The organism is Myxococcus sp. RHSTA-1-4 (assembly GCF_020037125.1).
Lineage (GTDB): Bacteria > Myxococcota > Myxococcia > Myxococcales > Myxococcaceae > Myxococcus.
In genome coordinates this window covers 118,103-130,719 of sequence record NZ_JAIQDG010000021.1, presented here as the reverse complement: position 1 = coordinate 130,719, position 12,617 = coordinate 118,103, and the positions used below count along the sequence as shown (strand labels likewise).

The window sequence follows — 12,617 nt, the reverse complement described above, 5'->3', positions numbered from 1 at the left end:
TCTCACCGCGTGGCTCACCAGAGGTCCACTCGCCCGCCCGGATGCACCTGCGTGTGGAAGCGCACCATGCCCCGCCTGTCCCGGGTGGCCAGCTGGGCGGTGATGTCGAAGCGCAGCGCCGTGGGGTCGGCCGGGTCCTCGGCGTACTGCACCACCACGTTCTTCAGCCGCGGCTCGAAGTCCTGGATGGCCGTGCGGATGGACTGCGTCATCCGCGGAATGGCCGACGGGTACGAGTGGACGATGTCGTTCAGGTCCAGGATGCCGTACGTCGGAGCCGCCACGGATTCACCCCTGCGCGTGTTGAGCAGGTTGCGCAGGTGCTCGGCGATGGACTCCACCACGTCGCCCGGAGGCGCGAGCGTGCCGTTGCCTTCGGCGATGCGGGACAACAAGCCTCGGGAGCCCATGGGTGTCTTCTGTCTTCAGCGGGAAGGCCCACCTCCAGCCGCCCGCGTCCACGACTGCGCGGGCGGCCGGTGGGTGGAGCGCATGACTCAGCGCTGGGTGTCCCAGGTGTCCTCGTGCGTCACGCCACCGTTGGTGATGGTCCAGTTGATGGTGTGGAACACGAAGGTGATCTCCTCCATCGGCGGGAGGTTGGTGCTCGCCGGCACGAAGGAGTCCGGGACGTACTGCTTGATGCTGTTGACCCGGGCCTTCTTGATGGACGTCGTGTAGAACTGCTCGGTGGTGCCGTCGCCCGTCGGGTTCGGACGGAAGAACTTGAAGGTCGCCTCGATGACCTGGTTCTCGCAGAGGGCCTTCATCAGCAGCGGCGACGACTTGTCGATGCGCTTGCGGATGGTGATGCCCTCGTACTGGCGGCGGCCCGTCGCCAGGCCGGAGCCGGCCTCACGCGCGGTGAAGACCTTCTGGTCGTAGTAGACGCACTCGATGGAGTCGGCGCGGCCCAGGCTCGTCTGGGTGCTGTCGCCCTTGATGTCCGTGCCGTTCGCCTTCAGGTACAGGTGTACTGACTCAGCCATGCTTCAACCTCTTCGCAATGCGCCTTCGCGCGGGGTGGGTCCGGGCTCACGGTGAGCCCGGGTGATGGAGCCCTTACAAACTACCTGATCTGACCGACAGAGAGTGAACCGGGCTCACTCCTTGTCCAACTTGCCCACCAGGGACAAGGTGAACGACGCGCCCATGTACTTGAAGTGCGGGCGCACCTGCAGGCTGCAACGGTACCAGCCGGGCTGACCGTCCACGTCCTCCACCACCACGCGCGCGGCACGGAGCGGCCGGCGCGAGCGCACCGCGGGCGCCGGGTCGTCCATGTCCGAGATGTACTGGCTGAGCCAGTGGTTCAGCTCGCGCTCGAGGTCCGACTTCTCCTTCCAGCTGCCAATCTGCTCGCGCTGCAGCACCTTGATGTAGTGCGCCAGGCGGGTCATGATGAACATGTACGGCAGCTGCGTACCCAGGCGGTAGTTGGTCTCCGCGGCCTTGCCCTCGGGCGTGTTGCCGAAGAACTTGGGCTTCTGGGCGGAGTTGGCGCTGAAGAACGCGGCGTTGTCCGAGTCCTTGCGGAAGACGAGGCCGATGAAGCCCTCCTCGGCCAGCTCGTACTCACGGCGCTCGGTGAGCATGACCTCGGTGGGAATCTTGGTCTGGATCTCCCCCATGGCCTCGTACTGGTGCAGGGGCAGGTTCTCCACGGCGCCGCCGGACTGGGGACCGATGATGTTCGGGCTCCAGCGGAACTTGGCGAAGGAGTCCGCCACGCGGCTCGTCATGGCGACGGAGGCGTAGCCCCAGAGGTAGCGGTCATGGTGGCCGACGACGTCCTCGGTGAAGTTGAAGGCCTTCACGGGGACGGTCTTCTCACCGTAGGGCAGGCGCAGCAGGAAGCGCGGCATGGCCAGGCCCACGTAGCGCGCGTCCTCGCTCTCGCGGAACGAGTGCCACCGGGCGTACTGCGGGCCCTCGAAGAGGGACTTGAGGTCCTTGAGGTCCGGCAGCTTGAGGAAGCTCTGCTCACCGAACACCTCGGGAGAGGCGTTGGCGATGAAGGGCGCGTGGGCCATGGCGGCGACGGACGCGCACTTGCGCAGCAGGTCCATGTCCTGCGGGCCGACGTTGAAGTCGTAGTTGCCGCAGATGACGCCGTAGGGCTTGCCGCCGAAGACGCCGTACTCGTTGGAGTACACCAGCTTGTACAGGCCGCTCTTGACGACCTCGGGCGCGTCCTCGAAGTCCTTCTGCAGGTCCTCCTTGGAGACGTTGAGCATCTCCACGCGGGTGTTCTCGCGGAAGTCCACGCGGTCCACGAGGAACTTCAGCGAGCGCCACGAGGACTCCAGCTTCTGGAACTCGGAGGCGTGGAGGATTTCGTTGACCTGGGCGGACAGGCGCTTGTCGATTTCGGCGATCATCGCGTCGACGAGCGCCTTGTCCACGCGCTCCTCGGAGCGGTTGGGCGACAGCATCTCCGTGATGAAGGCCTGCACGCCGCGCTTGGCGACGTCATAGCCCTCGTCCTTGGGCTTGAGCTTCGCCTCGGAGAGAATCTCGTCGAGCAGGGACAGCGAGGCGTCGGCGGCGACGCCCGTGGACTTCTGGGTCTGGGTCTCGTTGGCCATGGTGTGTCAAATCCCCCGGAAGGAAAGGGCTACTTGGTCTCGTCCTTGAGGCCCAGCTCCTTGATGAGCGCCTTGCGGCCCTCCTCGTCGGCCAGCAGCGCCTGAAGCTTCTTGCGGAACGCGGGCAGGTTGCCCAGGGGGCCCTTGAGGGCGTTGAGCGCGCTGCGCAGCTCGAGCAGCTTCTTCAGCTCGGGCACCTGGTTGACGACGCTCTCCGGGGAGAAGTCGTTCAGGTTCTTGAACTGGAGCGTGACGTTCATGGTCGCGCCCGGGTCGGCGGACAGCTTGTCCGCGGCGGTGAGGGTGACCTTCAGGTTCTGCTGGGCCATCACCTCGTTGAAGTTGCCCTTGTCCACGTTGATGGGCGCGCGCTGCTCCAGCGGGCGGTCATCGGCCTGGCCCGTGAAGTCCCCCATCATCAGGACCTTCAGCGGCAGCTCCACCTGCTCCTGGGCATTGCCGGTGGCCGGCTTGTAGACGATGTTGACGCGCTCGGTAGGGGCGACAGAACTCTCTTTGCTCATCTGCGGCTTTCTCCTTGGTTGCTACGTTTTGAAGCGCGGGCGTCGCATAGGGGGGAGCTTCGCCGCGGTACAACGGGGGTTACGTACCGACGCGCAGCGCGGCGGAAGAATCCAGCCGCGCGAGACGACGATACCGGTTTCGCACTTTGACTGCCAACCGCCCCCCCTCCTTTTCCTCGGGGGTGCGGGTGGACAACCACCCTTCGAGGCACGCGGCCGCGAGCGCGGGCTCCCACGTGTCGAGCGAATGGGCAGACACCTCTTCGTCGAGCACGTCATAGACGGCACGCGCGAGCGGGAGTTGTCCCGCATTGGCACACAGCCGCGCCAAAGCCAGTCGTGAGAGGAATCGGGCGCGGCCGGTGGTGGCGGCGGCGACGGCGCCCTGCAACCGGGTGACGGCTTCGTGGACGCGGCCTTCCGCGAGCAGCGCGCGCGCCTCGTCCTCCAGGGCAGCGCCGCTTCCGGTGGTGGACACCTCGGGCGTGAGCTCGAGCGGCGGCAGGGACAGCGCCATGGGCGCCGCGCCTGGAGCGGAGGGCGCGGCGGTGCCCGGGGCGCTCGCGGTGAGCACCTCCGCGCGCAGCCAGGCCCGGGTGGCCTCGTCGGTGAGGGGCGTGCCGTTGGCGGCGAGCAGCTCCTCCACGCCGGGCATGCGGCGCAACTGATTGCCCAGTTCCTGCACCAGCGCGGCGCGGGCGGAGGCGTGCGAGTCCCCCAGGCCCTTCATCGCGGCGGCGCTGAAGCGGTGCAGGCCGAGCGCGAAACGGTGCTGGCCCAGCGCGGACTCGGACTCGTCCAGCAGGTCCGCCCAGCGCTGGTTCGTCTCCAGCGTCTCCAGCTTGGTGCGCAGCGCGTCCGGCAGCGGCTGCAGCGGGGTGCGGCCGTTGGCACCGGCGGCCGGAGGCCGGGACAGGTGCAGCCACAGCCCCAGGCGCAGCAACCGGTAGGGGAGCGGGTCCACGTCGCTCGCCTGGCGCAGCGCTCCGGCGGCGCCCAGCAGCGCGGTGCCCACGGTGCGCAGGAAGTCCGTGACGGCCTCCGCGCTGGACAGGTCCGGCGCCGAGGGAAGCGCGGGCAGGGGTGGCACCACGACGGGCGCCGCGGCCTGGGCGGGCGCGGCCGGGACGACCTGGGCGACGCGCATGGCCTGCGCGGCCCTCACGGGCGTGGCCTGCGCGGACGCGGGGGGCGCCCCGGCGCCCCGGGCCTGCGCGGCCTGTGCTCCGGGAGCGCTCGGGCTCTGCGCGGAAGCGGCCCGCGCGGCCTGGCCCCGTGCGCCGGACGCGGGTGCGTCAGCGGTGCCCGTGGCCTGGCCATGTGCGCCGGACGCGGGCGCGTCAGCGGTGCCCGTGGCCTGGCCCCGTGCGCCGGACGCGGGCGAGTCCGCTGTGCTCGTGGCCGAGGTGGGCTCGTGGGGCCCGCTCCCGGCGGCAGCGCCTTCCGGTGCCACTGCGTCCGGCTCGGGGGCGGGAGCGGGCTCGGGGAGCCCCGCGCGCAGGCGGGCGATGGCGTCCTGGAGCGGGCCGAAGGCGGGGGCCGCGTCCGCGAAGCGCTCGCGGGACAGCTGCGACAGCCGCTTCACCGCGAGGGCCAGTGCCTCCAGGGACTCGGCGCTGACGGAGGCCTGCTCCACCGAGGGGAGCATCTTCCCCAGCCGCTCCACGAACCAGCCCACGGCGTTGGCCCGGCCCCGCAGCCGCTTCAGCTCCGGGAAGAGGTCCGGCCAGTACCGCTCCGTCACCTCGGCGATGAGGGCGGCCCCGGTGGCCGCGCCGTCCACGCCCCGCGTGGCGTAGAGGCCATAGGCCATGTACGACGCCAGCCAGAGGTCCTTGGTGGTGCTCTTGAGCAGCTCGCCCGCGCCCTGGACGACGTCGTCCCAGCGCACGCCCGCGCTCGCGGGGGACTCCAGCTTGGCCACCTCGGTGGTGATGGCCTCGTAGGCGGGCTCGTGCTTCGCCTGCATGCCGGCCGGGGCGGCGCCGGGCACGGGCTCGGACCAGGGACGGGCACGTTCTCGGAGCTCTTCGAGGGTGGACGGCATAAGGCGGCAGGAAGGGTCAGGGAGCCAGCGCGCGCAGGAGCTGCTCGAGGGTGGTGGAGGGAGCGTCGATGACCTGTCGCGCGGCGGCCTTGAGGCCCTTGCGCGCGTTGTCGATGGCGGCGGGCCGGTCCGTGCGCAGCGGCCACACCTGGGCGCCCGGACGGCCGGGCTGGGCCAGGGCGAGGAAGGCGGCCGGGGTGGGCGCGCCCAGGCTGAGCAGCAGCCGGGGCTTGTCCCCCTCGGACCAGAAGAACGCGGGCGGCTGGTGGGGCCAGCGCAGCAGGCGCGCGGACAGCTCCAGCCACGCCACCGGGCCCACGCGCGAGTCCAGCGGGCAGTCCAGCGCCACGCCCGCCAGCGACTGCTCGCGGCCGCGCTCCCCCACGCACGCGGTGAGGAAGGTGTGCAGCGCGTAGTAGCGGCCGCCGTCCGGCGTGCCCTCCACCACCGGGCCCAGCAGGTCCTGGGTGCGGTAGTCCGCCAGCGCGGCGTCGCGCAGCCGCTGCGCCACGCTGAAGTCACCCGGGCCGGGCAGGGGAAGCACCGCGGCGCGCTCCAGCAGCTGTGGCACCTCCAGCTCCGCCGCGGAGCGCGCCAGCACGCCCGCCGCGCGCAGGAAGGGCTGGAAGGCCTCCGGCGTCAGCGCGTAGCGCGGCGCGGTGGCCGCCGAGGCCACCTCGGTGAAGACGGCCAGCGGGAAGGCCCGCCCCACGCTGTCATGGCTGGGCGTCATCAGCCCCACCAGCGCCTGCTTCTGTCCCGGGGCGGTGAAGACGAAGCTCACCGGCTCCGCGGGCAGGTCCACCCGGGCCCGCCTCGCGCGCTCCACCCCTTCCTCCATCCAGCCATAGAGCTGGCGGGCGAGGGGCGTGGCGGCGTTGAGCCGGATGAACTCGGCCTGACGGGGCGTCTTGCCCAGCAGGCCGATGCGCTGCGACTGCACCGTCATGTCACCGGACTCCGTCCGCCGCCACGGCCTGCGGGGCACAGCCGCGCCCCTTGCGGGAGATGCCCAGGGGCGGCTGCAGCCCCGGGTCCCGGAAGATGGCCAGCAGCTTCGAGGTGTTGCCCGACAGCCCGAAGAACGGGTTGGCGGTGCGCTCGGGCCGGAAGTCGATGGAGACCAGGGCCCCGTTCATCTCCTCGATTTCCCACGTCGCAGTGAAGTAGCGGCCGTCCGCGCTGGGCTCGATGCGCTTGACGCGCTCCAGCAGGCGGAACAGGCCCCACTCGCCCTCGGCCTCCAGCGCCGTCTCGGTGGAGCCATCCGCGCTCTGCACGAGGATGCGCGCGCCGAGCTTGCCGGCCTGGCCGGGCCAGATCATCGGCTTCCACACCGTGTCCGGGCCGTTGCGGTACGTCTCGTCCGTGCCGTCCAGCGTGAAGGTGATGGAGGAGATCTGCGACGCCGCGCCGTCCGCGGAGACGCCCGGGCGCAGGCGCACCTGGAAGCGCACCAGCGGGTCCACCGTGTCGCCACCCGGGAAGAGGGTGGTGGCCAGCGCGCCCTGCTTCTCCAGGAAGGTGAGCAGCTCCGGCCGGTACATGGCGCCACCCGACGAGGTGAACTCCCACTTGCGGCCCGTGGCCACCACGTCCTCCAAGAGCTGCTCCTTCACGAACTTGCGCACCATGCCGCCCTCGGGGCGCAGGAACTCGGCCACCTCGGGCAGCGGCGCGTCCTTCTGCGACGTCCGGTCGAACGGGTAGAGGCCCTTGAACGCCTGCTGGTACGGCTCCACCACCTGCTCGCACCACAGCTTGCTCTTGCCGTCGGCCACGCCCTCGAACACCACCGAGCGCATCTCCTGGAAGGGCGGCAAGAGCAGCCGCTCGAAGATGGCGACGTTGTCCGCCTGCTTGCGCACCATCAGGTCCACGTTGGTGCGGGTGGACTCGATCTTGTCCAGCAGCAGGCCCGACTCGGCGGGCTTGTCCTTCACCGCCAGCAGGGTGGTCTGCACCATGGAGAGCTGGTCCTCGTAGGACGTCAGCGCCGACAGCTCCTCCTGCCCGTCCTCCGTCTTGAACTTCTCCGTGGTGAAGCGGATGAGCGAGGCGAACTCCCGCGCCACGTCCCGCGCCGTCACCTCCTCCGCGCCGGAAGGCGAGCTCGGGTCCAGCATCTCGCGCTTGGGCTCCACGGCCTTCTCCGGGTCGGAGCCGAAGAACTTCTGGATGGGCTTGGGCAGCTTGCTGGCCACGGTCTCCGCCGCCTGCGCCTCGCGCCGCTCCAGTTGCAGGTTGTGGGCGAGCGCCTGGAAGAGGCGGCCGTAGGGCTTGGGCTTGCCGCGCGTCAGGTTGGTCAGCAGGCTCTCCATCTGCGTGAGGTTCTCCGGCGCCTGCACGCGGATGGACAGGAGGAAGTCCCGCCACTCCTGGATGTAGGCCTCGAAGTAGCGCGTGCGCAGCTCGCGGCGGGACTCCACCGCGTCCACCTTCTCGTCACGGTCCAGCACCCAGGACTGCTGGTCCTGGAAGGCCAGCTCCATGCGCTGGCGGATGATCTGCTCGTAGGCGTTGCGCGTGAAGGCGCCCCGCACGCGCAGGGGGGCGCTCATCTCCGGCACCGCGCCCACCAGCTGCTCCAGCGTCACGTCCGGGAACTCGTTGCTCACGTTGGCCACCAGTTGCGCCAGCTCCAGGCGCACCAGCGGCACGTTGTTGAGCGAGCGCCGCGCCGCGAGGATGACGCCCTTCTCGCGCGGGAAGGCGATGCGCTGCGCCCGCGCGGGCTTCTGCTCCTCCGGCAGCATCTGCTCGTTGGCGAGCATGCGCAGGTACGTGGACGCGTGGTTCTCCACCGCCCGCTCGTCCACCGCGTCGCCGCGCACCCGCTTCCAGTGGTTGACGATCTGCTGCACGAGCCACTTCTGCTGCGTCTCGTCCAGCTCCGGCTCGCGGGGGTCTCTCGGCGTCGTCACCAGCAGGTACAGCTTCAGGTCGTCGAAGTACTGGCGGTACGCGTCGAAGTGCTTGCTGTAGTCGGACTCGTTGCGCACCTCGAGCAGGTCCGGGTTCTTCCCGAAGGCGTCCAGCCGCTGCTGGATGAGCTCGAACTGCTTGCCCAGCAGCACCCGGCGCAGGGCGGCGTTGTAGAACTGGCGCGCCTGCGGCAGCAGCTTGTCGCCCTGGTACAGGCCGAAGCGCATGTACAGCGGCGCGCCGTCCTCCTCGTACTCGGTCAGCTCCTGGAGCCGGTTGCGCAGCGGAATCAGGTCCTCCACGCGGCGGATGTCGTCACGCGGGTCCAGATTCACGTCGGTGATGGCCTTGGTGACGGCCTCCGCCATGGCGCGGTTCTGGAAGAAGGAGAGGGTGGGCAGGGACAGCAGCAGCGCGGTGGCCACCATGGCGGCGCCCGCCAGTATCATCCGCTGCCGGCGCACCCTCGCTTCCTCGAGCGAGCTGCGCACCGCCATCTGCTGGTCCTGGAACATCACCTTGGTGAAGACGTCCCAGAGGAAGTAGCTGCGCCCTTCCGTGGCCCCTTCCGTCTGCGCCCGGCCGTTGGTGCTGCCGAACAGCTCCGCCGCGGACGGGGACACCTTGTCCACCGCGCGAACGTCCTGGGTGCCGCTGTTGAAGTACAGGCCGCGGAAGACGGGCGTGTCCTGGAACACGTTCTCCAGGAAGAGCGGCTGCAGGAACTCGGAGAGGTTCTTCCGGAGCGCGTCGAAGCGCTGCGGGAAGCCGTAGATGTTCTCGCGCGTCTCCAGCCGGCGCTCCTGGCCCAGCCGGCGCAGCGAGCGCTGCTCCAGCACGGAGAGCATCTCGTCGAAGCGCTCGCGGAACAGGTCCGTGCTGGCCTCGCGCTGCTGCTCCACCGGCACCGTGAAGCCCCATATCTGCCCGCGCTCCACGCGCGACAAATCCGAGAACATCTCCACGAAGCCTGGCAGCAGGTCGCACTTGGTGATCATCACGTAGACCGGCACCAGCATCTTCAGCCGGGTGGTGATTTCATCCAGGCGCTCGCGGATGGTCTGCCCCATCTCACCCACGGCCTGCGGGTCCGCGTTCATCAGCTCGCTGACGCTGATGGCCACGATGAGGCCGTTGATGGGACGGGAGGGGCGGTGCTTCGCCACCGTGTCGAGGAAGGCCAGCCACTCGGGGCGGTCCTCCTCGGCGCTGGTGTAGCGGCCCGCCGTGTCGAGGATGACGGCCTCGTTGGTGAGCCACCAGTCGCAGTTGCGGGTGCCGCCCACGCCGCGCACGCCGCCGCGCGCGGACAGGTAGGGGAACTTCAGCCCGGAGTTGCGCAGCGCCGTGCTCTTGCCCGCGCCCGGGGGACCGACGATGAGGTACCAGGGCAGCACCGCCAGCGCGTCCTTGCCGCCGCGCGCCAGCTTGGAGGTCTTCAGCGCCTCCACCGCCTTGGTGAACTCGGCCTGCATGGCCTTGATCTCGGGCTGCAGGTCCGGCCGCACGGTGGCGGCCTGCTCCTCCGCCTGCGTCGCCAGCGCGCCCTCCAGCTTCTTCGAGGCGGCGCGGGCGCGGATGCGCTTGACCAGCCACACCACGCCCATGGCCAGCAGGCCCGCCAGCACGCCGAAGAGGGCCGCCTGTTGGGGCGTGAAGCCCATGAAGCTCATCAGGGCGAAGGTGGGCGCGCCAATGCCCAAGAGCGGCAGCAGGTACGCCATCATGGCGTGCCTCCCGTGGAGGCCGTGCTTCCGGCCGGGCTGTTGGCCGAGCTGGCCGTGTTCTTGGCGGCGTGGACTTCGATGCGGCTCTGAAGCTCGCCCACCGTGTCATTGAGGAAGAACTGCAGCACCCCGTAGAAGAGCACCGCCACCCCGAGCGCCGCCGCGGAGATGCCCAGCACGGAGGCCTTCTTGCGCTTGGACAGCAGCGACTCGGTGGGGCGCTCGCCATGCGGCGACAGCACGTCGAAGTCGAAGGGGCGCGCGCGCTCCAGGTCCTTCTGCACCGTGTCGATGAGCGTCATCAGCTCCAGCTCGCCGCCGCGGATGCGGTAGCGGCCCTGGAAGCCGAAGAGCATGCACAGGTAGTAGACCTGGAGCACCTCGGCGCGGTGCGGGTCCTTGCGCACGGAGTTGAGCCGGTTGAAGAAGCCGTCACCCGCGACGTTCTCGTTGAAGTAGAAGAGCTGCAACGGGTTGGAGCTCCAGAACTGCCGGTACTCCTCCGGCCGTCCGAGGACCACCTCGTCGATGAGCGCCACCAGCGCGTACGCCATGTCCTGGGCGTCCTGGTGGCTGAAGCCCAGCACCGCGGCGCGCCGCAGCATCTCGTCCACCACGCCGCGCAGGCGGTGGTGCAGCGTCTCGGGCGGGGGAATGGCCGCTGCTTCCGAGCCGCGCAATTGAATGGCGGCGTCGAAGCAGTCCTTCGTGGCTTCCGTGACTCGATCCATGGGCAGGTCAGGGCGTCAGCGGTTGGCGGTGGGGACCGCGAGCAGCTCCACGGTCGTACGGCTGGCATCGAACGGCAGCGGCAGGTAGAGCGCGAGGTTCCTGTCCCTCATCACGTTCTTCCAGTAGCTGTCGTTCAGGCTGAGGCTGAAATAGACGGTGCCCGGCTGCACCGGCACCTCGGGCGGCGGGCGGTACGTGACGGCCAGCGGCACGCCGGGCGCGGCGGCCTGCAGGAGCGCGCGGATATCGTCCCCCGCGGCCAGCTTGGACAGCTTGGGGAGCTGCTCCGCCACCGTCTTCTCCGGCAGCTCGCTGCGCACGGCCAGCAGGAACTGGCCGCAGCGCTCCAGCCGCTCGTCCTCCAGCTGCCCGCGGAACATGCCGTCCCTTCCCACCGACAGGTCCACCCTCAGGCACTGCTCCAGCGCCACCGAGCGCATCAGCTCGGCGATGCGGCGGAACAGCTCCTCGAAGGTGGCGCGCAGGTTGGTGAACTGGAAGGGCGGCAGCGTGGACGGGTCCGCGTTCGCGGAGAAGGTGCACAGCTGCCCCGCCGTCTGTGACAGCGTGAGGTACACGTCCCGGGGGCGCAGGTTGCCCGCGTCCAGCGCGTGCTGGAGGTAGGGGATGGTGCCGTTGAGCGCGTTGAGCTCCAGGAAGAGCGTCACGTCGCCCGCGGTGAACTCCAGCGCGGACGCGTCCCGGTGCCGGCGGCGCGAGGAGAGCTGGCGCTGCTTGGACACCATCAGCCGCAACAGCGTGCGCAGCTCGCTCATGATGAACGGCGACGCGTCGATGCGCAGGCACGGGGGGATGTACGACTCGACGAGCGTCAGGCTCCCCGACTTGTCGCGGGTCAGCTCGCACAGCTTGATGGCCTCGAAGTCGTCGCGCGACTCGGTGCCGAACAGCAGCCGCACGTTGCGCTGGCCGAAGGCCACCTGGGAGATGGAGGTGGACGCCGTCAAATCACTGATGGGGCGCGCGGCGGGCGTGTAGCGGGGGCTGCCGCCCAGCCGCTCCCCGCTGCCGTAGCTCTCCACGCCGCTGCGCTCGCGCGGCACCCCCAGGTACACGTCCAGCGTGCGCTGGGCGGGCGGGAAGTAGCCCTCGGCGGGGCGCGCGGGCGGGGCCTCGGCGTCCCCGGACTCGAAGGACACGGGCAGCCCGTCCGGCAGCACGCCCATGAAGCGCGTGAGCTGCACCTGGCCGGCGCGCAGCGCCTCCATGTCCACCTCCAGGGACACCACGCCCCAGGGGTACGGCTCCAGCGCCGCCAGGCGCACGTCCAGGAGCTGCTCGTGGTAGAGGTCCTGCTGCTGGAGGTGGTGGGGGCTCATGAACATGCCCTCCGACCACACGACTCGCTGCACGGACTTCATGCGCCTCTCCGCGGCGACTCGCTGTCGCCCACTTGGGGTTGGGACTCCGGCGCCTGCGTGACGGGCCGGAGCATCAAGTCGATCTGGTAGCCCTGCAGCCGGTAGCGGAACACCTCGTCACCCGGCCTGGGCTCCCCCTGGTCTCCGGCGGGGCGCTCCACGCAGCGTGACTCCTCCACCGGCGGCAGCACCGCCACCGTGCGCCACGAGTAGCCCAGTGGCTGCCGGAAGTGCCCCATGGCCAGCACGAAGCGCGCCTTCGGATCACGCTGCACCCAGCGCTTCACCTGCCGGCCCGGCGGCACCACCACCTCCGCCACCTGCAGCAGGTCCTCCTTGAGGAGCTCCTCGGGCTTGCCCCACAAATCCTTGAAGCTCGCGCGCTCCAGCCGGACGCTGTCCTTGAGCTGGACGATCTGCACCACCGTGGGCAGGGAGCGCCCGCGAGAGTCGGGGTTGAGCTGCTCCGACGCGTCCACCACCACCTGGAAGGGCGGGGGCGTCTCACAGGCGTGAGGCACGCGCTTCGCGCAGCCGGCACTCCCGCCCAGGACCAGCGCGAGCGCGGCGACCACACCCCACCGAAGACCCCGGACGGCCTGCCCCCCCGTCACGGCGCCAGTGTGTCTTTGCGCCAACATCCACATTCCTTGGAAAGAGCGCCCGTAACGCCGAGCGGTTACGTGCGAGGC

The 12,617-nt window shown here is 70.0% G+C and carries 10 protein-coding genes; all 10 read right to left on the bottom strand.

Annotated features, from left to right (window positions below; genetic code table 11):
* Nucleotides 1-14: 14 nt before the first annotated feature.
* On the bottom strand, nucleotides 15-410 hold the full coding sequence (gene tssE, locus K8638_RS26930; protein WP_223757501.1) for a type VI secretion system baseplate subunit TssE: 396 nt from the start codon (nucleotides 408-410) through the stop codon (nucleotides 15-17).
* Nucleotides 411-497: 87 nt separating this feature from the next.
* On the bottom strand, nucleotides 498-989 hold the full coding sequence (gene tssD / locus K8638_RS26925) for a type VI secretion system tube protein TssD (RefSeq protein WP_223757500.1): 492 nt from the start codon (nucleotides 987-989) through the stop codon (nucleotides 498-500).
* A 114-nt stretch (nucleotides 990-1,103) separates the two neighbouring features.
* A complete protein-coding gene (tssC, locus tag K8638_RS26920; RefSeq protein ID WP_223757499.1) occupies nucleotides 1,104-2,588 on the bottom strand; it encodes a type VI secretion system contractile sheath large subunit in 1,485 nt (494 codons plus the stop codon).
* Nucleotides 2,589-2,617: 29 nt separating this feature from the next.
* Nucleotides 2,618-3,112, bottom strand: coding sequence for a type VI secretion system contractile sheath small subunit (gene tssB, locus K8638_RS26915; RefSeq protein WP_223757498.1), 495 nt, complete (start codon nucleotides 3,110-3,112; stop codon nucleotides 2,618-2,620).
* A 79-nt stretch (nucleotides 3,113-3,191) separates the two neighbouring features.
* Entirely contained in the window at nucleotides 3,192-5,105 is a 1,914-nt protein-coding gene (gene tssA / locus K8638_RS26910; RefSeq protein WP_370644117.1) for a type VI secretion system protein TssA, read from the bottom strand.
* 70 nt (nucleotides 5,106-5,175) lie between these two features.
* On the bottom strand, nucleotides 5,176-6,108 hold the full coding sequence (tagF, locus tag K8638_RS26905; protein WP_223757496.1) for a type VI secretion system-associated protein TagF: 933 nt from the start codon (nucleotides 6,106-6,108) through the stop codon (nucleotides 5,176-5,178).
* Between the two features lies 1 nt (nucleotide 6,109).
* Nucleotides 6,110-9,811 carry a type VI secretion system membrane subunit TssM gene (tssM, locus tag K8638_RS26900; RefSeq protein WP_223757495.1) on the bottom strand — a complete coding sequence of 1,234 codons (3,702 nt, stop codon included), beginning with the start codon at nucleotides 9,809-9,811 and terminating at the stop codon, nucleotides 6,110-6,112.
* The gene (locus K8638_RS26895) at nucleotides 9,808-10,542 is read right to left on the bottom strand and encodes a DotU family type IV/VI secretion system protein (protein ID WP_223757494.1); all 735 of its coding nucleotides are present in this window, start codon (nucleotides 10,540-10,542) and stop codon (nucleotides 9,808-9,810) included. Before K8638_RS26895 ends, tssM begins: the two co-directional genes overlap by 4 nt.
* Before the next feature lie 15 nt (nucleotides 10,543-10,557).
* Complete coding sequence (gene tssK / locus K8638_RS26890) at nucleotides 10,558-11,925, bottom strand: type VI secretion system baseplate subunit TssK (protein ID WP_223757493.1); 1,368 nt, start codon at nucleotides 11,923-11,925, stop codon at nucleotides 10,558-10,560.
* The gene (gene tssJ / locus K8638_RS26885) at nucleotides 11,922-12,500 is read right to left on the bottom strand and encodes a type VI secretion system lipoprotein TssJ (RefSeq protein WP_223757492.1); all 579 of its coding nucleotides are present in this window, start codon (nucleotides 12,498-12,500) and stop codon (nucleotides 11,922-11,924) included. The genes tssK and tssJ overlap by 4 nt, the downstream gene beginning before the upstream one ends.
* Between the last annotated feature and the right edge of the window lie 117 nt (nucleotides 12,501-12,617).

What these genes read in the sequence shown, in the direction of transcription:
- tssD (WP_223757500.1), bottom strand. Translation starts at nt 989, where the DNA reads ATGGCTGAGTCAGTACACCTGTACCTGAAGGCGAACGGCACGGACATC.
- tssB (WP_223757498.1), bottom strand. Translation starts at nt 3,112, where the DNA reads ATGAGCAAAGAGAGTTCTGTCGCCCCTACCGAGCGCGTCAACATCGTC.
- K8638_RS26895 (WP_223757494.1), bottom strand. Translation starts at nt 10,542, where the DNA reads ATGGATCGAGTCACGGAAGCCACGAAGGACTGCTTCGACGCCGCCATT.
- tagF (WP_223757496.1), bottom strand. Translation starts at nt 6,108, where the DNA reads ATGACGGTGCAGTCGCAGCGCATCGGCCTGCTGGGCAAGACGCCCCGT.
- tssC (WP_223757499.1), bottom strand. Translation starts at nt 2,588, where the DNA reads ATGGCCAACGAGACCCAGACCCAGAAGTCCACGGGCGTCGCCGCCGAC.
- tssE (WP_223757501.1), bottom strand. Translation starts at nt 410, where the DNA reads ATGGGCTCCCGAGGCTTGTTGTCCCGCATCGCCGAAGGCAACGGCACG.
- tssK (WP_223757493.1), bottom strand. Translation starts at nt 11,925, where the DNA reads ATGAAGTCCGTGCAGCGAGTCGTGTGGTCGGAGGGCATGTTCATGAGC.
- tssM (WP_223757495.1), bottom strand. Translation starts at nt 9,811, where the DNA reads ATGATGGCGTACCTGCTGCCGCTCTTGGGCATTGGCGCGCCCACCTTC.